The sequence below is a fragment of the Dyadobacter pollutisoli genome (assembly GCF_026625565.1).
GTDB lineage: Bacteria > Bacteroidota > Bacteroidia > Cytophagales > Spirosomataceae > Dyadobacter > Dyadobacter pollutisoli.
Genome location: NZ_CP112998.1, coordinates 7,176,012 through 7,197,232 on the forward strand (window position 1 = coordinate 7,176,012; position 21,221 = coordinate 7,197,232).

Consider the following 21,221-nt stretch of genomic DNA (forward strand, 5'->3'; position numbering starts at 1 on the left):
AGCTTAAAAACTAATATACTTCTTAATATATTTTATTTTGTCCTTTCCAACGGTTCCAAAAATTCGTATCACAGCATTGACCAGAATAAGTTTCGCGCCATACGCAAACCATTCTATCGATGGAATATATTTGTAGATTTTATGTTTTATCTGTGCTTTTCTTGTTTCTTTTAACAACGTATATTTACTTATCTGATTACTAATTCCCCCTTCGTACATTTTAGCAATAGTCAAAGGAATAAATATCGCGTCTTGCGTTTTAAGATATCCGAGCAGCAAGTCATAGTCGCCAAGTACCTTATATGAAATATCATATTGTTCTTTTATAAACAAAGCCTTTGAATGAAACGTAGCCTGATGCGGTATGCGCATGGATATGTTGATAAATTTATCTTTGATAATTTTCCAATCAAGACCATAGGAAACCTCTTTGCCCGAGGAATAAATAAATTCAACTTTTCCGTAAGCAACTTCGCTTTCACAATTTATTAAATAGGGAACCACCTGTTGAATAATCGTATTTTCAGTCAGGAAATCATCTGAATTAATAAATAATAGCCAATCCCCTGTCGCTACCCTTATTCCTTTGTTCATTGCATCATATATCCCGCGATCTGGTTCACTGACCCAATAGGCAAGCTGATGTTGGTATTGCTCAATGATTGCGAGCGTACCATCCGTAGATTTGCCGTCTATGATAATGTATTCAATATTTTTATAGGTCTGGGCAAGGATACTTTTTATTGTGCCTTCAATTGAGTTCGCTCCGTTTCTAACAACAGTTATAATAGATAATTTGAGATCTTGCAGCATGGTCAATCTAATATTTTCGAAGTAATTTATGTCGATTGAGAATCAGAGATCAAGCACCTGTATGATAGTATGGGCGAAATCCTGGATATTTTTTGAATAATCTTCTTGCTTTCGGAGTGGCGGTATTGATACTGATCGCTCGATTATCAATGCAAGCTGTTCTGCCGATCGCGGATTAAAAAAAATACAGTTCTCATTAGCCTGTTCCTTGTGTACCGACAAATCGCTCAAGATAATATATTGGTTAAGTGCCTTGCTGTCTTCCACAACAGTACTCCACCCCTCAAACAGAGAAGGCTGAATTATAGCAGTAGCATGATTCATCAAAGACAATTGTTCCGCCCGGTCGATAAATCCAAGAAATCTAATCCATTTTTGAATCTGCTCCTTTTCGATAAAATGTTGAAGTGTCTGGAAATATTCTTTATTCCGGTGATCTTTATTGCTGCCCGTAAAGGCCACCTGGAAATCAAGATTTTTGTCCTTTAAGAGCGCAATTGCTTCCAATACAATCTTGTGGTTCTTATGTTTCCAAAACTGGTTTGGGGACATAAAGTAGGTTTTACCGATATCGAATTTAGTTTTCAAATCTGTGATATCCAAATGATCAAATCGCGGCAGGATACTGGCAAAACGGAGAAGTCTTAAATCACAATGGTGGTCAGGATAAAATTTGTTAAAGTCTTTCATGGCGTCGTTGCTGCTGAAAACAACAATCTCACCGCTGGATGCAATTGCCGATTGGGCACTCCTTCGCTCTGCAATTTCCGCTTCGGAGAACATTTCCGGGAGGTAGCGTTCCTGAAAATCTGGTATCCAGTGAATTGGCGTTTTGCCAAGAAAGGCCTTTGGGTTGTAGGGATAAACTATTTCGGGAAGAAGATTGTAGAAGGCAGATTTTCGGGTTATTAACCTTTTTGCTCTAAGCCATACTTTCATTAATTTGTTGGGGCTATTAGCCTGATGAAAGTAGATGTAGGGATAATTGATATCCCTGACCTCGTTCATCGGCGACCCGTAACCATGGAACAGCAGTATCTCGGGCTTTAAATCGTCACGTAAAAAGTTTAATGCTCTTATGAGGTTCAAAATATAAATAGTCCCACCTGCCCACTCACTGTAAGAGGACAGAAAGAGTAATCCAATCTTCTTTCTTGCTACTGTAGGCTTCTCCATTGAAAATATTGTTCAAGTCCTTGATAGAGACTTATTGAAGGTTTATAACCCATAGATTGAATTTTCGAAATATCTGCACGCCAGTTAAGCGGATCGCCTGCTTTTACTTTACCATTGAAGTATACCGTTTTTTTCTCGGGGAAAAATGAGAGAAAAGTAGAGACCGCATATTCGATCAAAATTTCTTCTCCGTTGGCGACGTTGATGCTTTCTCCTTGGAAATCAGCGTGATGCAGGCAGCAAGTGATAGCATCAACAACATCTTGGACATGAATGAAATCCCGGGTTTCTTTTCCGGTTCCAAACAATTCAATGTAGTTTGTGTTTTTAGCTTTCTGATATAAGTCCCAGAATAACTGCTTTTTAAGTCCACTACCATATGCAGAAAAAACTCGGAGTGAGCACGTTGGAACGTTATGATACGTATGGAAACTACGGCAAATCTGCTCAGATTGCATTTTGTGGAGTCCGTACGGGGAAATTGGATTCAATTTTACATTCTCTGTAACCGGGATACTTTCAGGGTTTCCGTAAACGGCGGCGCTGGACAAATTTATAAATTTGCAGGTTGGCTGGTTGGTTCTGATGGCATCCAGGAGTTTGACGACATTGTAAGTATTCAGCGTGAAATCACGGAATGGATTTTTGAGAGAATCCGGTACACTTGCGGCACCAGAACAATTGATACAAGCATCAAAAGCTTTGTCCTGGAATATCTTCTGATAGTCTGCATTAGTCGAGTCTATCTGGTAGTAGTTCGATTTTTCGTAGTCGACCACCACATCGCATTCATAGACCTCGAAGTGGGTTTTTTGAAATGACGCTACGACGTATCCGCCAATAAAACCCTTGGAACCTATAATGAGAACCTTCATTTTATTTATTTAAAAACTTAATTATCCGTGCCGGATTACCAGCAACCACAGCCCAGGCAGGTACATCTTTCGTAACCACGCTTTTGGCACCAACTACTGCTCCCTCGCCGATAGTCACTCCTTTTAATATGGTTGCATCAAATCCGATCCAGACTTTGTTGCCTATTTGTATTGGTTTTTGTACCACATTGGTCCAGTCTTTGTTCAGAATGTTATTGTGGGACTCCGTTAAATCTTTGTAGCACTGGTTATTATCATTCATTCTTTCTTCCCAATGAATAGAATGGGAATTATGGTCATACAGCGTAATTCCCCAAGCCATTGTAACATCGTTTCCAATAGAAATGCTGGTACGGCATATAAAACTGGCGTTACCTATGTGAACATTATCTCCGATCGTGATTTTTCCTTTTTCTGTTTCAAATATGAAATCTGCATTGATTATACATTTTTTACCTATTGTTACGTAATTTCTTTCCTCCCTTTTGGTGTGAAAGAATAACTTAATCCCATCAGGTTGCATGATCGTGTCAACGCCAGTCTGATGCAAATATTTAGGAAGCTTACCAAATGTAAACTTGTACCGCAACTTCTTAATCAAGTTCAAAATACTACTCATATCTTCGTATCATTTGCAGGCCTAATCAATCGCAACATTGTACAATCAGAAAGGTCTTTGGCAACCACACTTCCTGCGACAACAACTGCACTTATACAGATGGTAACTCCTTTAAGGATAATCACATTGAAGCCAATCCAAGCCATATCCTTTATAATTACGGGTTTATGTTTCATATTACTCCAGTCTTTGTAGTTCCCGATCCTTCTTTCTTCTATACCTTTTTTCCAATCCAGGACATCGTTTTTTTTTCGTTGGATATTAGCAAATGAGAATTGTTGTCATCAACAGTGCAACCCCATGAGGCCATTACATCACTACCGATCTCAATATAATCTATACAAATAAAAGCTCCGCCCCCAATAAATACCCGGCCTCCAATCTTCATCGTGCCTGTCGCTGTTTCGAAGTAATAATTACCGCTGATCATTGAGTCTTCGCCAATTATTACACGTATTTCATCATTTCCAGGAGCCCAAAAGTCAAAACTAGCATCGGCCAGATTGGACGGCTACCAATGGAAGCCGAAGGCCACTTTTTTGCGAAAGGATAGATATTAGCTCAATATGTATGAAATAATGTCTTAATCGTCATCACAATTACTATATTTCGGTGGAAGCTTCTAAGAACTTTCGATTTAATATCAGTTGCGTAAAGTAAATTTTAAAAAAATCAGCCCCATTTTTATACCAATTTTGGCCTTAACTAAGATACTGGAGCTGGATTTATAAAAAGATTTATATAATGCTTGCTTCAATGAGTAGAAATTTTTCTCCTCAATTTTAGGCTGTTTAGGTAAATCTGAAATGAAATAAGATTTGTCAAAATCCGAGATTAAAAAGGCATCTGACCCCGAAGTATGAGTGGCAAGTATTCCAAAACCAATATTCTGCACTAAACTTTTATCAGGGAAAAGTGAAATGCCATTCTCCTTGAAAACGGCCCAATACCATCTAATTGCCCACGAGTCGATATCTTTACCCTCCATTTGACTAACAAGCATTTTCGAATAGGGATACACACTGTTTAGATCGAACCGTTGTGCCAAAGATCTATTTTTTTTAAGAATTTCATATCCTTTGGCATCAGAGTCAAAATGATCCCAAGCTCTTTTCCAAGTGGCCCATCCCCATGAGGTTGTTAAAGGCAGAAAAAAAGAACTGTGATTTGGAGGAATATTCAATGGAAACTGATGACCTGAAACCTGCATCACCTTTTCGTCGCTTTGATATTTATCCAATGCATCGTTCATGAATTTTATAAAACCTTTGGAAGTAACAAGATCATCTTCCAATACAATCACTTTCCCGTATTCATTGATCTTTTCAGTGACTCCATCGATGATTGAATTGGCGAGTCCTTTGTTACTATTTGCTTTGATGATGGTCACATGCTTACACCATTGCCGTTCAGCGATAACATTTCGTACACCCTCAATTTTTTGAAGACCCGCGGTATCCGTTCCACGTTTGGGTCCGTCTGCATAAATAAATAATTGCGATTGATCCGCTAAACTATTGTCAGCCAATGCTTCCAGTGTTTTTCTTGTCTGGTCCGGGCGATTGTAAACAAATAGGAGAATAGGGGCCAATTCAATTGCCATTGCAAGTCATAATTTGGGTTTGAAGACTATCTGTTGAGTGATTTTGTAAGATAGCGCTTTATGAATGTTTCAAAGAACGAGAAATTGAAAATGAGAAACGTGGCAGACAACAAAGTCAGTTTGATAAACAATGACAGAACGATTGAGATTTGAATGAACTTGCCGTCGTAATGGGTAAAGGCAAGCAAAAGCAAAATCAGAATAAGTGCCTGTGGAACCTGTCTCAGGAAAATTTGGGCGAAGGTTAGCAGCGATGACTTCAATACAGTTTTGATCAATAAGTAAAAAGCCTGCAGGAAATTGATGTAGAAAGAGATTACCAATAGCAAGGCAGTAGTTTCAACGGATTTGAAATACAAAACACCAACTAAAATGGAACAGACCAGCATGACCGCCGACAAGACTCCTGAAAGAAACAGTAGATCGGTGCGACCCGAAGCCTGAAAAATGGAACCGCTACTGGATAATATCATTTGTACCCAGACTGAAAAACTTAAAATTCTGAGAATGGGAATTACACCTAGCCATTGGTTTCCCAACATGATCAGAATGATTTCTTCGGCCGAAAAATAGATAAACAACGAAAGTGGAATACCTAGTTTGGCCAGTATGTTGACCACTTTCAAATATTCCTGAAATATCACGGTCTTATTATCCTGAAATTTGGCCAGAATAGGGTGGAGGACAGGCGTAATGACGTTGGTGAGATACGAAACCGGATAGATCATGAGCTGGTAAGCCTGGTTATAAATCCCAAGACTGGCATTTCCCATAAATTTACCGATCAAAATATTGTCGAGATTTCTGGAAAAGTAATTGATGAAGTTAAATGCAAACTGATAAGACGAGTACCCCGCAATCTTTCTGGCACCCGCCAGCGCCATTCCTTTGTGGAGTTTCAGGTTTGAAAAGGTAAAGTATAAGGAAAAAACAAGGATACTGGAAAATATGGAACGCCAGATCATGGAGTAGTAGCTGAACTGATGCCAGGCCAGCAAAATCGCAACGAGACCGGTAACTAATGCCACGCTGGTGTCAATGAACCCCAGCGTTTTAAATGCTTTTTCTTTCACCAAAAGATTTCGTGGTATTACTGCAAGCGCGCTGAAAAACAAATGAACTGAAAGCATTTGGCAGATTCGTATGTATTCCTGATTATCGTAAAAAGAAGCAATTCCGAAAGCGCATAAGCAAAACAGTAAGGCAAGAACTACACTAAGTATCGCACTCAGTTTGAAAATGTCCGATAAGTCCCGGTACGTAAGATTTTGATTTTGTACAATGCCGGATCCAAGGCCTATGTCGCTCAAAATATTGAAAAATGTAATGAAAACAGTTACAACACTCAAAACACCAAATTCTTTGGGAGACAGAAGTCTGGCTAGTGTTGAATTAATCAGTATTCCAATCAAAACTCCGCTGTATTTACTGATAAAAACGACAATGGTGCTGTTCCTTATTTCTTGCTGTACCTGCATTCTGATATTCTATTAATCTTGTGAAACAGGTATTGTCATGGGCTCTGCCAAAGCGGTGAAGTCAGGATTGAAGATATCTTGTTCTTAAACACTTTATAAGAAAAAGTTGTATCAAATCTCCTCCGCGCACTTTTCCCGATTGCGAGAAGTTTAGCTCTGTCACCCTCCAATGCGATAATGGCCTCCGCAATGTCTTTTGGCTGGTTGCCACAGATAATTATTTCAGATTGATCCTTTGACAATAGATCTTCCATCGCTGTGGAATGACTACTTAAAACAGGAAGTCCCATTGCAAAAGCGTCTGCTATCTTGTTTGTAAAAACAGTTCTGGCCTTGGAACTGTCGCCAAAAACGCCCAAAGCCAGGTCGCAATTCTGAATCAAAAATGGTTCAAGCTTACCATTATTAAAGGATTTACTATTATTGATGGTAACAACTTTCTCAATACCAAGGTCTCTAATTTTGTTTTTATATGGTATCGCCTTTTCTTCACTCTCACCGAATAGGTACAATTCAAAATCAACCCCCTCGTCAAAAAGTATTTTAGCAGCGTCCAGAATTTTATCTAAACCATGGAGTGTAATGTAAGTTCCCCACCAGCAAATAGTAAACTTTGCCTTGGCACTCTGAGCATATTTATTGTAAGCCAATTCTCTGTTATCGACGCAGAGTGGAACGATCTTATAATGAATGTCGGACAAATTTACTTTTACAAGTGAGGTGTAATAAGCTGCTTCGGCTTCATTAAGGAATATTACACAGTCGGATAAAAGTATTGCCTTAAGATCCCGTTCGAAATGTTTTTGAGCCTCCTTACTATTGCTATCAATAGTTTTTGCATCAATTACCTGTGAATCGTAAAAAGATACGTAAAAGTCAGTAATGATTTGTTTTCCAAGCAATTTTGCCAGTTTGTACCTGAAAGTAAATTGGTGTCGCATCGCAGGGAATATCACAATATGTGACTTCAACACGACCATAAATTCAGTAAAAAACAAATATGCAGTAAAAAACGGAGATGTTTTCCGCCAGAATTGCTCGTAGTTAAAGAAAAAGGTATTTATCTCCTTAGTTTCCAAAAGTGCCTTTATGAGATTTTGGGTTCTGTAACTGCCTATTGCTAACCCATAGACTACAACATTTTTTTTCATCGACTATAAAACGTTATATGTTCAAAGGAGAACGACATTAATTGCCAGAAACCCATTCAATCATTCGGTTAATACCTGTTTCCTTATCCAGCTTAGGATGCCAGTTATACACCGAAGCTGCTTTGGTAATGTCAGCAACGAACACCTTTTGATCGCTTTGACGCCAGGGTAGCTGGGTATAAGACATTTTGATGTCAAGCTTATTTTCGAGAACACTGAATAACTCTAAGAGAGAAAGACTGTTATTCATGCCGCCACCAATGTTAAACACCTGCCCCTTTGTTTGCTCTATATTCTCGATAGCGGAGAAATAACAGCTGATCAGATCGTCGGCAAACAAAATGTCCCGAACCTGTTTACCGTTTCCGGAAATCGTGAAATTGTCTTTTAGTGCTCCGGTCTTAATGTCGATTGCCTGTTTTACAAACCACCCGATCCAGCCCTGGTCAAACGTTGAGAATTGCCTTCCACCGAAAATAGATGAGTGCCTGAAAACAACAGTACGCAACCCAAACATTTTGGCATAATCCAGCATATATTGATCAGTAGCACCTTTAGAACACCCGTACGGAGACTGAAAATTGAGAGCCAAAGTTTCGTCAAACCCATTTTCGTAGCCCTCGGCCTTGTACCGGGTCATGGTCTCAACGAATTCCAAATTGTCGAAATCTCCATAAACTTTGTTTGTGGAAGAATATGTAACAATAGCTTCGGGTACGTATTTACGAACGCACTCAAGCAGGTTGTTACCTCCAAGTACATTGATCTCAAAATCCAATCGTGGATTAACTAGAGAAGTGGTCATGGCTACCTGGCCAGCCAAATGAAATATAACATCAGGCTGAGCATCCCTAATCGCATATTCTACATCGTTGTAAGATCGGATATCCGAATTGTAGAACTTGAAATTCCCTTGCCGACGAAGCCACGCCAGATTTTGCTCTGAACCAGATCGGAATAAATTATCAAATACAAATAGTTCGTCACCTTTTTTGAGGACTTCTGCAGCGAGATTGGAACCCAAAAAGCCGCAACCGCCAGTTATAAAATAGCGCATGTGTTTATAAACTTTGTATATATTTATTAATGGTCTCCGCGATATATTCGTAATGGATTTGGTTCAACCCCGGCCATACGCCCAGCCAAAACGAGTCGTTCATAATGATGTCCGTGTTGGTAAGATCGCCGACTACACGATGTTCAATCCCCTTGTACGCTGGTTGACGAAGGAGATTGCCAGCAAACAGTAATCGCGTACCTATCAGGTTTTCTTCCAGATACTGAGTCAGATCACTACGATTTATCGGACTGCCTTCTCTGATAGTAACCATAAAACCGAACCAGCTTGGTTCGCTGTGTGGTGTTGCTTCGTGCAGGATAAAGTGTTCCTGGAATGGAACCAGTGCTTTGTACAAAAGCGCGTGGTTTTCTCTTCTCTTAGCAACAAACTGATCCGCTTTCTGCAATTGGCTTAGTCCAATGGCGGCCTGCATATCAGTTACTTTCAGGTTGAACCCAATGTGCGAATACGTGTATTTGTGGTCGTAGCCAAATGGTAGATCACCCAATTGCCATTCAAATCGTTTACGGCAAGTATTGTCCTTTCCGGTTTCGCAGTAGCAATCCCGTCCCCAATCCCGGAAACTTTCGACGACCATTTTGAGTTTTGGATTGTTTATCAAAATAGCCCCACCTTCGCCCATCGTGATATGATGAGCCGGATAAAATGATACGGTCGCCAGATCGCCAAATGTTCCGGTCTTACGACCTCTGTATGTAGCACCAAGCGAATCACAATCATCCTCGATCACCCACAGGTTGTATTTTTTTGCAACCTCCATTACGATGTCCAGATTAAAGGGATTGCCCAACGAGTGGGCCACCATAATGGCCTTGGTTTTGGAAGTAATAGCCTGCTCAATGAGCTCTGCTTTGATATTATACGTCGGAATATCAACATCAATGAACACCGGAATTGCCCCGTACTGTATCAATGGGTTCACGGTCGTTGGAAATCCGGCAGCAACCGTGATTACTTCATCTCCTGGTTTTACCTGCCTTTCGCCAAGCTTTGGCGAAGTCAATGCATAAAATGCACAGAGATTCGCCGACGATCCGGAGTTGACCAAAACGGAAAACTTAGAACCAAAATATTTGGCAAACTGAAATTCGAATTTTTTCCCAAACCTGCCGGTAGTCAGCCAACCGTCCATGACGGAGTCAATACCATACAAGAGATCCTGTTCGTCAATTACTTTCCCGGTAACCGGAATGTAATTTTCCCCTGGAACAATTTCCCGTACGATTTTTTTCTGTAAAACTGGAAGTAAGAGTTGTAATACTTCGCTGTCTATATTGGTAAGTTTATCCAGGAGTTGCTCCATTTTTTACAGGTTGTGATAGTAATTAACAGTGTTTTGAAAAGCCTCATCTAAGTTGGTACTAATAAATCCAAGTCTCTTTGCTTTGACGGAGGCATTGTAAAAAATTTGATTTTCGCCCTGCCGTTGCGGAATCGCTCCCCAGTTCCATAGAGCATGATCGAATCCCTCAATTTTTTCAGATATAATTTGGCTCAGTTCGCGAATGGATCGGGCCTCTCCGGTCCCTACATTGATTATTTCTTTTTCTAACTTGAATATTGTTTTGTGTCTGACCAGATCAAGAACAAAATCGGCCAGATCATTCACATAAAAGTAATCTCTCTTCTGCAGGCCATCTGACAGTTCGATCTCCTTTCTGCTTTTCTGAGCTTCAATTAACAAAGGAAAGAGTTTAGAAATGTCTTCTCCCGCTCCAAACATACCAAAAGGTCTCAAAATAGTAAACTGCCGTTTTACAACCATTTGAAGATAATTCGAGAAGAGTAACTTTGATATCCCATAGTGCGTCCTGGGGAAACACGGACTATCTTCGTCTAATGCTTCGTTTTCAAGGCTGTATTCAAAAGCGGTGCCGATTTGTACCCAGAACAATTCGGGCAGGTATTTGAAAAGATAGTCGATCAGGTCTCGCTTGTCAAGGTAATTAACCCGATATAGCATGTGCAGATCTGTCTGGTTCTTTACGATCCCGTAACCACTGGCATCAATTACAATATCTGGTTTAATTTCCAATAATGCCGACCAGGTTTCAGGTTGCAGGATATCAAAAAAAAGTGCTCCTGTACTTAAATTCCGCGAAGTTATAGATAAGTCGATAGACGGATCTAAACTGAAACTGCGGACAAAACTTTGGCCTACAAAGCCACTGGCACCCAATACAACGACCTTCGTTTTATTCATTGATAAAGGTCGTTATTTGCTGTTCGACGAGTTCTTTTCCGGAAACACTGAGTTGGTTCTTTTTATACCATTCCAAAGTTTTTGCAATGGAAATTTGCGCGTTGTATTTCGGTCGCCAGTTTAGCACATTAACAGTCTTGTTGATATCGAGCTTTAACAGACCAGCTTCGTGAGGTTCTTCAGTCGACTCAGGCTTATAATAATTTCCCGAGCCCCAGGTTTTCAAGGCAATGGCTACGAGATCCTCGACAGTCAGATTGTCTTCGGGTTGGGGGCCAAAATTCCAGCTGTCTGAGAATAATTCAGGATCATCAACCATTTTACTACCGAGATGCAAATACCCTCCAAGAGGTTCCAGTACATGCTGCCAAGGTCGAATCGCACTAGGATTACGCACAGAAACGGCTTTTCCTGCACTTAAAGCACGTACAATGTCCGGAACGATCCTGTCTTTCGCCCAATCCCCTCCACCGATCACATTACCAGCACGAGCGCTCGCAACGGCCTTTTTATGTTTTACATATTCGGCGGGGTTGAAAAAGGAATTTCGGTAAGAGCCAATAACCAGTTCTGCACATGCTTTACTGGCACTATAAGGATCGTAACCACCAAGGCGATCGTTTTCACGATACGGATAGTGCCACTCCTTATTTTCATAAACTTTATCAGTAGTGATCAGAATGACATTGCAGGGTTTTTTCAGCAAACGTGCGGCATCGAGTACATGAGCCGTCCCGATTGCATTTATGGCAAATGTTTCAGAAGGAATTTCGTAGGAAAGGCGAACCAGGGGTTGAGCGGCTAGATGAAATATGAAATCAGGGGAGAATGCCTGTATTTCTCTGATTAGTCGATCTCTGTCGCGGATATCGGCAATGACGGAGTCGCAGAGCCGACTACCTTGAATAGAATGAAAAAGGTCAAATTCATTTTCAGGAGCTAAAGAGTAACCTTTTACCTCGGCACCCAGCAGGTGAAGCCAATAAAGCAGCCACGACCCTTTAAATCCGGTGTGCCCTGTCAGAAAAATCCGCTTACCTTTATAGTATTGTGTTAAGTGTTGATAATTCATCATCAGGATTTACCAGTTTTTCCAGGGAGCCTCCCCAGAATCCCACAAATTTTCAAGTTCTTGTTTGTCCCGTAGCGTATCCATGGGTTTCCAAAAACCACTGTGTTTATAGGCAATCATTTGCCCGTCTGCAGCAATATTTTCCAGAGGCTCTTTCTCAAAAATAGTGCTATCATCTGAAATGTAATCCAAAATCTGCGGTTGGCACACGAAAAACCCCCCGTTTATCCAGGCACCGTCTCCTTTTGGTTTTTCCATAAACGATAATACACTATTATTATCAGAAATATTGAGGGCACCGAAGCGGCCCGATGGCTGTACAGCAGTTACGGTGAGAAATTTGTTGTTCTGACGATGGAAATCTACGACTTCCCTAATGTTAATGCTACCAACACCATCGCCATACGTAAGAAGGAAAGGTTCGTTGTTAAGGTATTTCTGGACCCTTTTTACTCTACCACCGGTCATGGTATCAAAACCGGTATCGACCAAAGTGACTTTCCAGGGCTCAGCCTGCGAGTTATGAATTTCCATTTTGTTTTCCTTCATGTCAAACGTTACGTCCGACTGATGAAGGAAATAATTGGCAAAGTATTCTTTGATTACGTAGCCTTTATAGCCGAGGCAAATAACAAATTCATTGAAGCCATGAGATGCATATATTTTCATGATATGCCATAGAATGGGGCTTCCACCAATTTCAACCATTGGTTTAGGGCGTAATACCGTTTCCTCAGACAGGCGTGTACCCAGGCCTCCAGCGAGTAAGACAACTTTCATTTTATATAATTTAATAGTGTGACTTTTGTTTTATACTTGTCGTTTGCCAGAAGATGAAATCAAAGTACCCTTCCGGGCGAAAGTTAGGCACAAAAGGTTTATTATAACTTCAAATGGTACTTTTCTTTAAAGAAGACAATGTAAAGTAACGCCATAAAGGTCCCGACAACGGCGAAAGTAATGGCAGTAAGAGGTCGCTTTGGGCTACTCTTGCTAGTCGGAACCTGCACGGGTTCTAACGTTTTGAAAACTGGTTTTTCTTCTTTTACCTTAATTTTTGCCTGCTCCAGTTTAACGACCAGATCAGAATAAACGGACTGGGCCAATGTATAATCAGCTTGTAGGCGCTGTTCTTCAATACGTGCAACATTAAGAAACGAGCTACGATTTCTATCGCGGTAACTTTGAAGCGCGTACTCTGCTATCTGTTGTCTACTTTTCGACTCACGAACTCTTTCCTGGAGAAAAGTAACTTGGTCCGTAGTTTTGGAAGTACGGTATTCTTCAACATAATCGATCAAATACTTCTTACTCGCCTCCACCAGAATGGCGGCAACCACCGGATCGGACATTTCACATTCTAATGTAATAATTCCATTTTTGTCATCCACCGTTATGTTAATGAGTCCGATTACGCTGGATATTTTTCCTTGCTCTTCCCTGCTTATCATTAGAATGTTTGGAGAAGGAAGCAGAGTAGGACCCTTGGCAGATTGAGGTGAATCCGTTTTAAATACGGATAAGACACGGGAAAGTAAGCTTACCTGCTTGGATCTGCCAAGATATTCTTCAAGATGAGGGTATCTTTTGCCAGATTCATCTGTAACAGGTTGCTTAAGTAAATACTGGCCAAAAGGTGTACTTTTAAGGATATTAGGATACAGGTCGGGAACTAATTTTTCGGCCCCTCCCTTTTCGGCGCCGACAGCCATACTAAAAAATGAATTGCCGCTTGACATATTGTATTCCGGTAATAAGACAGTTTGGGCTGTAAATAGTCTGGTAAGCGAAAAGCTATATAAAATACCAATGATCGCAAAACTGAGACCAGTCAGCATTAAGAAAATAATATACTTTTTAATAAAATTAATTAAGTCCCCTATGCTGATTTCAAGAGCATCTTGTTTTCTTATATTCATTTGATCAGGCATACTTATAGGATACGTATTAGCGTGATCGCTAAAGTTGAGAGTAAGGATATTAAGGCGATTCTTTCACCCCGCGACATCGGTTGCTCATTTCGAGGTTCTTTCATCGGAACGGTGATGACTGATCCAGGTTCGACATTCGGGTAAGAGCGGAAAAAGAGAAAACGGGTCGTCCTATGAGTTCTGCCGTTTGGATAGGATACAAATGTCCGGCTCTTTCGAGCTCTTTCCGTGAATCCACCAGCCTGAGATATGTATTCTCTGAATTCAAAGTTCTTGTCAAAATTCATCACAGATGGGTTATATACACCACCTTGAATCCTGATCATTTCCGATTTTTTTGGAACGTAAAGTGTATCACCATCTGCAAGAAGCAAATTTGCAGGTATATTCGGTTTATTGACGATGGCTTTCAAATCAAGTGCAACCAATTCTCTGTTTCGGTAAAATCGCGCCCCTTCTATGTAGGCTTCCTTTTTCAATCCGCCTACCTTGGGGAATAGGTCTGAGATTCGTTCGAAGTTATTAACAATCGTATAAGTTCCCGGATAGATAACTTCTCCTGCGATGGTAACCGTCTTCTGCACTTCATATCGCGGCGACTTCCGCACGAGAACAATGTCATAGGGAGAAAGTTTGAACTTCTGATCGTCCTCATTCAATATCAGATTATCACTAACATTAAGCGTAAAAATACGGACGTTTTGACTATCGGGTAATCCGGTTGTATCATTTTTTACACGACGTGAGACTTCAATGCGATAGGGTACACCACCTTCTGTATAGCCACCGGCTTGAAAGATAAGGTCGGCAATCGTAATATCTTTATAGTAATAGTAAGAGCCCGGATTGATTACAGAGCCATCGATTGACAAATAGGTGAATTCTTTCAGATCTTCAACCGATTTGATGGTCAGAATGTCGCCAGGTAGCAATGTGATGTCGGGGATCTCGTTATTCAGGAGTTTTCTCAGGTCAATTGCAACCAGACCTGTCTGGGTGTCCCCGCTGGACCTTTCCAGTAATGCTCTGTTCAAAAAAGCTCTCTGGCCAATTCCCTGTGCAATGTTGATTAGTTCCTTTACGGTTTTGGTACGCTCGTCAAGCGGGTATAGTCCCGGTCTGGTCACAGCACCTCGTACTTCTACCTGATTTGCCACAATATCAAGTATTTTCTTAACGGTATATATATCCCCATTTTTCGGAACAAAGGAATTGACCTGACTTGAATCAATACTGCCTATTACAAAGTTATTGCCTGTGTTTCGCTGATATTGAATAAGTTGTGTAAAAGCATCAGGGGTAAAACCACCGGTGTACTTCAAAATATCTTTTAACGTTTCGCCGGGCTTAGCTTCAAACACACCTGTTTTTTTTAATTCGCCATCAATTTCAATTCTGGTATCGTATGGCCGTATTAAAATGATGTCCTGATCCTGTAATGAAATGTTGTCATTCAAATCACCATCAATCAGGAAGCGGTAAAGGTCAATTTTACGTATGATCTTGTTGTTTCTAACTACTTCAATATTCCGGTAAGAGCCATTGCGACCAGGACCGCCCGATACATAAAGCGCATTAAAGGCAGTAGAAAGTGATGATACTGTATAGCTACCGGGGTTAATTGCTTCTCCGATGACCATAACCCGGATGCTTCTTACATTGCCAAGTGTGATGCTGGAATACGTTCCTGATCCCGGCCTGTTGAGCGTAGAGTATGCTTGGCGTAGCCTGTTAATAATACGTTCGCTTGCTTGCTCAATGGTAAGACCATTGACATATACTGGTGCAAGGTTTAGCATTTTAACGGTTCCTTCCGGACTGATCTTCATACGAAAATTGTCTACTGCATTACCGTAAATATCTACAACCAGCTCATCATCGGGTCCTAATACGTAGTTTTTTGGAGTGGGAATTCTTAGGTTCGGCTCAAAAGTGACCGTTGACCTTCCAAAAAATGAAGATCCGAAGGTTCTGTTAAGCCTTCCCTGACGTGATCTGATTAATGCCGTGGAATCTCTCTCGTTGTTTGTTTCTTCGTCCAATTCATCCCGATCTTCCTGTTCACGGGTATCATCAACCTTGTCCCGATTGGGGTCTTTTTGTGTATTATCCTTTAAGGTTTGTTGCTGCAGGCGTCGGCGTATCGAAGAAATATCGTCAAGCGTATAGCCTTTCTGAAGAGCGGCCCTTTCAATGTCCATATCGGACATCCCTGCACCTTTGGCTTGATTGTAAAATTCTACCGCCTGCTGGTTTGAGATCTGGGATGCAGGGACCTGAGGTTGTGAAGCTGGCTGTGTTGGAGCCGTTTGGGGGGCCGGGTTTTGTGCAAGGACTGGAAAACTAACAATCATTAACAGTATAAGGAAAATACTTTTACTGTACTTTTTCGAACAGGAATTATAATGCATGCAGTGTATTATTACAGTCAATGGTGCCCTCACGATAAAAGGCACCATCAAGTTAAATTATAAAATTTAAGTTCGTCAAAACTACGAAATCTTATTTTAATTAAATTATTCTTCCGGAAGATATTATATTGATAAAAAATTTAATTATTCCACTTTTATTGCTAGCTCTTTCAGCTGGCTGTCTGCTATTACTGATGGCGAATCGATCATTACGTCCCTTCCTGAATTATTTTTAGGGAAGGCAATGAAGTCACGGATCGAATCTGCACCTCCAAAAATCGAGCACAACCTATCGAATCCGAAGGCGATTCCTGCGTGTGGTGGCGCACCGAATTCAAATGCATTCATCAGGAAACCGAACTGTTCCTGAGCTTCTTCCTGAGAAAATCCTAAAATTTCAAACATCTTCTTTTGAAGATCTTTTTCGAATATTCTGACGGAACCTCCACCAACTTCAACGCCGTTAATAACCATATCATATGCATTGGCTCTCACAAGGCCCAGGTTTGTGTCCAGGAGATCAATATCTTCCGGTTTTGGGCTGGTGAAAGGATGGTGCATTGCAAACCAGCGGTTTTCAGTCTCGCCAAATTCGAGCAGAGGGAAATCCAGAACCCAAAGAGCCCTGTATTCCTCCGGATTTCTCAATCCAAGCCTTGAACCCATTTCCAATCTCAGCTCATTCAATTGCTTGCGGGTTTTATCTCCCTGCCCGGAAAGGATCAATAAAAGATCACCTGGCTTAGCATTGAACGCTTCAACCCATTTTTTAATATCCTCTTCTGAGTAAAACTTATCAACGGACGATTTGATTGATCCATCGGTATTGTATCTCACGTAGATCAGGCCTTTCGCACCAATTTGTGGGCGTTTGATCCAGTCAGTTAATTCATCGATCTGCTTACGGGTGTATACCGCGCAGTCTGGCGCGCATATACCCACTACCAGTCCGGCGTCGTCAAAAAGACCAAACCCTTTACCTGACGTAAGGTCAACCGCTTCTCCTTTCAGCTCGGTGAACTGCATTTCAAACCTGATATCGGGTTTATCTGAACCGTAAAGGCGCATAGCGTCAGCATATGTCATACGCGGTACTTCCGGGAGATCAAATCCTTTTACTTTGCTGAACAGATTTCTGATCAAACCTTCAAACGTATTCAGAATGTCTTCCTGGGTCACAAATGACATTTCGCAGTCAATCTGAGTGAACTCAGGCTGACGGTCAGCGCGCAAATCTTCGTCGCGGAAGCACTTCACAATCTGATAGTAACGGTCAAAACCGGCTACCATCAATAGTTGTTTAAAAGTCTGCGGTGATTGCGGAAGCGCATAAAATTCTCCCGGGTTCATCCGGCTTGGCACGACAAAGTCGCGGGCACCCTCTGGTGTTGACTTGATCAGTACCGGGGTTTCAACCTCAATAAAATTAAGATCATCGAGGTATGCGCGGGTATGACGTGCAACCTGGTGACGGAGTTGCAGGTTTTTACGAACAGAATTTCTGCGTAGGTCCAGATAGCGATACTTCATCCTAATGTCGTCGCCCCCGTCAGTCTCATCTTCAATCAGAAAAGGAGGCAGTTTTGCAGGGTTCAGAATGGAGAGCTCTGAAACGCGTATCTCGATATGGCCGGTTGCTATTTTATCGTTTTTGGAAAGGCGTTCGATGACTTCGCCTTTGGCTGAAATCACGAATTCGCGGCCCAGCGAGCGGGCAGTTTCCAATACAGCTGCGGGCGTTTTTCCTTCTTCGAAAAGGAGCTGTGTTAAGCCATAACGGTCGCGCAAATCGAGCCAGATCATTCCGCCTTTATCGCGAACGCGCTGAACCCAACCACACAATACAACGTCTTGATTTACATGTTCTAAGCTTAACTCCCCACAGGTATGTGTACGTAACATATAACTATTTTAATACTGATATAATGAAAGTGGCTGATAATAAATGGCGCAAAAGTACGTATTTTTAGCAAATCTAACATGAAGTGTTTTTTATGAAATTATATAAAAGGCGGGGCGGACAGTTTGGTATTCTTCTTTCTACGCTTATTTTTTGTGTTACCTGCTCCTGTGATCCTGATCCCGCACCTGACCCAGGCAGTTCCGATCAGTTTGAAACTACTCCTGAAAAAGTTGCCATTACTCCGGGTATTATTGATGAAGCCTCTGGCCTGGTTCCGAGTTATAGCATGAGCGGCTCATTGTGGACCAACCAGGATTCCGGGCGACCCAATTCTCTTTATCTTATAAGTAAAGACGGAAAATCGATTAAGGAATTCAATGTGCCTGGGACGATAAACCGTGACTGGGAGGATGTAGCCATTGGCCCGGGACCGACCAATGGTGTGAACTACCTTTACATCGGAGATATAGGGAACAACAATTCACCCATTGCCTCTACCAGTACCATTTACCGTGTTCCGGAAATCAGTGATATCAATGGCGCTTTTAACCAAAGTAATGTTGAAAAAATAACTTTCAGCTATCCCGACGGCCCCAGGGACGCAGAATCATTGTTGTTAGACCCGGTTTCCAAAGACATTTTTATCATTTCAAAAGAATCTCAGAATACCGGGATTTACCGTCTGGCTTTTCCTCAATCTTTAAACGAAACCATTACTGCGGAGAAAATAGGCACCGTTCCAGCTGCGACTATTGTTACGGCGGGTAGTGTATCCAAAGACGGAAGTGAAATAGTACTCCGCACATACCTCGCGGCTTATTACTGGAAGCGTGCACAGGGAGAATCCATTGGGCAGACATTAATGAAAGCGGCTACCAAACAACTGCTCGTGGCGCTTGAACCGCAAGGGGAGGGAATTTGCTTTGCTGCTGACGGAAGTGGCTTTTATACATTAAGTGAAAGGTCTAACTCCGCGTCGGTGACCCTTAATTATTACAAAAGAAAATAATATTGACTCATGCTGAAAAATCTACTTAGCATCGCATTGATGCTTTTCGTTTGTGCCGCAAATGCGCAAAACACCGGTGATGAAAAGTTTATCCGGGAAAATTATTCAAAATCTGAGTATGACATTCAGGTTAGGGACGGTGTGAAGCTTCATACCATTGTGTATGTTCCAAAGGATGCTTCCGCCGAGAAGAAATACCCGTTTCTGATGCAACGGACGTGTTATAGCGTTGCGCCGTATGGTGAGAACAACTATCCTCCCAGACTGGGCCCAAGCCCGGCCTTAATGCGTGACAAATTCATATTCGTTTATCAGGACGTTCGTGGACGCTATATGAGTGAAGGCGAATGGACAAATATGACGCCTCATATTGATCAGAAAAAGAGCAAAAGTGATGTGGATGAAGCCTCAGATATGTATGATACGATCGAATGGCTTTTGAAGAATGTGCCTAACAATAATGGAAGGGTAGGGCAATGGGGAATTTCTTATCCCGGCTTTTATACGACGGCCAGCGCGCTCTGCGAACATCCTGCGCTGAAAGCATCGTCGCCGCAAGCACCGATCGCCGACTTCTTTTTCGACGATTTTCACCATAATGGCGCATTTACCCAAGGTTACTACCTTACATTCCCGGTATTTGGTATCAAACCGCCAAAGCCTACGACCTCTTCGTGGTTCGCTGGCGATATGATCCAGCCTGAGCCTGATGGTTTTGCATTTAACCTGAATATGGGTTCACTGAAAGACTTTGACCGTTATTATTCCAAAAACTTCTTCTGGCAAGAAACCGTCAATCATCCGAACAAGGACGAATTCTGGAAGAAAAGAGACATTCTACCGCATTTGAAAGGTATTAAACACGCATTTATGACCGTAGGAGGGTGGTTTGATGCTGAGGATTTGTATGGCCCATTGAATACCTACAAAACGATCGAGAAAAATAATCCTTCTGCTTATAATACCATTGTGGTAGGGCCTTTTGGACATGGACGTTGGAGCCGCGAAACTGGTCACACGTTACATAATGACATTTATTTCGGCGATAGTATTGCAACATTTTATCAGAACAATATAGAAGCCAAATTTTTCAAACACTTTTTGAAAGAAGCTGGCGACGGCAAAACAGGTTTGCCGGAAGCATATTTGTTTGACACCGGGAAAAAAGAGTGGAAGACTTTCGACAAATGGCCGGCTGCCTCTGTTGAAAAGAAAAAACTATACTTCCATTCAAACGGAAAGCTCGATTTTAATGCTCCAAAAGAAGCCAAGTCGGTGAGTGAATATGTGAGCGATCCGATGAAACCGGTTCCTTACACTGCGAATTACAAGCAAATGTCCGGTTTTACGCCCTTCGAATATATGTCGGAAGACCAACGCTTTGCTGCTACGAGGTCAGATGTGCTCGTATTTGAAACAGATGTCCTGGATCAGGACATTACGCTTGGAGGTGAAATCAATGCATTATTGAAAATCAGCAGCACCGGTACCGACGCAGATTTTTTTGTCAAACTGATTGATGTATATCCGGGAGATGAAAAAAATCATAGCTATATGCCTGATGCCAAAACGGTATTGGCAGGGTACCAGCAAATGGTAAGGAGCGAGGTCATGCGGGCGAGGTTCCGGAATAGCTTTGAGAAACCGGAAGCACTGGTTGCAGGAAAAATTACGGACATTAAATTTCGTCTGCAGGATGTTTTGCATACATTCAAAAAAGGGCACAAGGTCATGATCCAGGTTCAAAGCACGGCATTCCCGCTTTTTGACAGAAATCCTCAGAAATACGTTGAGAATATTTACAAGGCGCAAGACGCCGATTTTACAACTGCGAAGCAAACCGTCTACCATCAAACGAATGCTGCCAGTGCCCTGGAAGTAGATGTTATCAAATAG

At 41.6% G+C, this 21,221-nt stretch carries 16 protein-coding genes and 2 pseudogenes; 2 read left to right on the forward strand and 16 right to left on the reverse strand.

From position 1 onward, the window contains the following. Positions 1-3: 3 nt before the first annotated feature. From ON006_RS29835 to aspS, 16 genes and pseudogenes are all read right to left on the reverse strand, one after another. Positions 4-813, reverse strand: coding sequence for a glycosyltransferase family 2 protein (locus ON006_RS29835; protein WP_244822214.1), 810 nt, complete (start codon positions 811-813; stop codon positions 4-6). A 42-nt stretch (positions 814-855) separates the two neighbouring features. After that, positions 856-1,989 carry a glycosyltransferase family 4 protein gene (locus ON006_RS29840; RefSeq protein ID WP_244822213.1) on the reverse strand — a complete coding sequence of 378 codons (1,134 nt, stop codon included), beginning with the start codon at positions 1,987-1,989 and terminating at the stop codon, positions 856-858. Next, positions 1,971-2,864 carry an NAD-dependent epimerase/dehydratase family protein gene (locus ON006_RS29845; RefSeq protein WP_244822212.1) on the reverse strand — a complete coding sequence of 298 codons (894 nt, stop codon included), beginning with the start codon at positions 2,862-2,864 and terminating at the stop codon, positions 1,971-1,973. Before ON006_RS29845 ends, ON006_RS29840 begins: the two co-directional genes overlap by 19 nt. A 16-nt stretch (positions 2,865-2,880) precedes the next feature. Beyond that, positions 2,881-3,033: pseudogene (locus ON006_RS32380) on the reverse strand (DapH/DapD/GlmU-related protein); the annotation flags it as partial. A gap of 141 nt (positions 3,034-3,174) precedes the next feature. Next, positions 3,175-3,483: pseudogene (locus ON006_RS32385) on the reverse strand (acyltransferase); the annotation flags it as partial. Positions 3,484-4,126: 643 nt separating this feature from the next. Then, a complete protein-coding gene (locus tag ON006_RS29855; RefSeq protein ID WP_244822211.1) occupies positions 4,127-5,086 on the reverse strand; it encodes a glycosyltransferase family protein in 960 nt (319 codons plus the stop codon). A 26-nt stretch (positions 5,087-5,112) separates the two neighbouring features. Continuing rightward, positions 5,113-6,564, reverse strand: coding sequence for a lipopolysaccharide biosynthesis protein (locus tag ON006_RS29860; protein WP_244822210.1), 1,452 nt, complete (start codon positions 6,562-6,564; stop codon positions 5,113-5,115). Between the two features lie 35 nt (positions 6,565-6,599). Next, complete coding sequence (locus ON006_RS29865; RefSeq protein WP_244822209.1) at positions 6,600-7,715, reverse strand: glycosyltransferase; 1,116 nt, start codon at positions 7,713-7,715, stop codon at positions 6,600-6,602. A 37-nt stretch (positions 7,716-7,752) separates the two neighbouring features. Further along, the gene (locus ON006_RS29870; RefSeq protein WP_244822208.1) at positions 7,753-8,772 is read right to left on the reverse strand and encodes a GDP-mannose 4,6-dehydratase; all 1,020 of its coding nucleotides are present in this window, start codon (positions 8,770-8,772) and stop codon (positions 7,753-7,755) included. Positions 8,773-8,776: 4 nt separating this feature from the next. Further along, positions 8,777-10,099 carry a lipopolysaccharide biosynthesis protein RfbH gene (gene rfbH / locus ON006_RS29875; RefSeq protein ID WP_244822207.1) on the reverse strand — a complete coding sequence of 441 codons (1,323 nt, stop codon included), beginning with the start codon at positions 10,097-10,099 and terminating at the stop codon, positions 8,777-8,779. A gap of 3 nt (positions 10,100-10,102) precedes the next feature. After that, positions 10,103-10,999 carry an NAD-dependent epimerase/dehydratase family protein gene (locus ON006_RS29880; RefSeq protein ID WP_244822206.1) on the reverse strand — a complete coding sequence of 299 codons (897 nt, stop codon included), beginning with the start codon at positions 10,997-10,999 and terminating at the stop codon, positions 10,103-10,105. Further along, positions 10,992-12,074 (reverse strand): CDP-glucose 4,6-dehydratase, encoded by a 1,083-nt coding sequence (gene rfbG, locus ON006_RS29885; RefSeq protein ID WP_244822205.1) that lies wholly within the window; start codon positions 12,072-12,074, stop codon positions 10,992-10,994. Before rfbG ends, ON006_RS29880 begins: the two co-directional genes overlap by 8 nt. A gap of 6 nt (positions 12,075-12,080) precedes the next feature. After that, positions 12,081-12,851, reverse strand: a complete 771-nt coding sequence (rfbF, locus tag ON006_RS29890) for a glucose-1-phosphate cytidylyltransferase (RefSeq protein ID WP_244822204.1) — start codon at positions 12,849-12,851, stop codon at positions 12,081-12,083. 101 nt (positions 12,852-12,952) lie between these two features. Beyond that, positions 12,953-13,990 (reverse strand): GumC domain-containing protein, encoded by a 1,038-nt coding sequence (locus ON006_RS29895; RefSeq protein ID WP_267609930.1) that lies wholly within the window; start codon positions 13,988-13,990, stop codon positions 12,953-12,955. Positions 13,991-14,004: 14 nt separating this feature from the next. After that, complete coding sequence (locus ON006_RS29900) at positions 14,005-16,356, reverse strand: polysaccharide biosynthesis/export family protein (RefSeq protein WP_244822202.1); 2,352 nt, start codon at positions 16,354-16,356, stop codon at positions 14,005-14,007. Positions 16,357-16,557: 201 nt separating this feature from the next. Beyond that, positions 16,558-18,315, reverse strand: a complete 1,758-nt coding sequence (gene aspS / locus ON006_RS29905; RefSeq protein ID WP_244822201.1) for an aspartate--tRNA ligase — start codon at positions 18,313-18,315, stop codon at positions 16,558-16,560. 92 nt (positions 18,316-18,407) lie between these two features. On the opposite strand from aspS, the gene ON006_RS29910 reads away from it, so the two are divergent. Both ON006_RS29910 and ON006_RS29915 read left to right on the forward strand, forming a co-directional pair. Then, entirely contained in the window at positions 18,408-19,325 is a 918-nt protein-coding gene (locus ON006_RS29910) for a PE-PGRS family protein (RefSeq protein ID WP_244822200.1), read from the forward strand. Positions 19,326-19,334: 9 nt separating this feature from the next. Continuing rightward, on the forward strand, positions 19,335-21,221 hold the full coding sequence (locus tag ON006_RS29915) for a CocE/NonD family hydrolase (protein ID WP_244822199.1): 1,887 nt from the start codon (positions 19,335-19,337) through the stop codon (positions 21,219-21,221).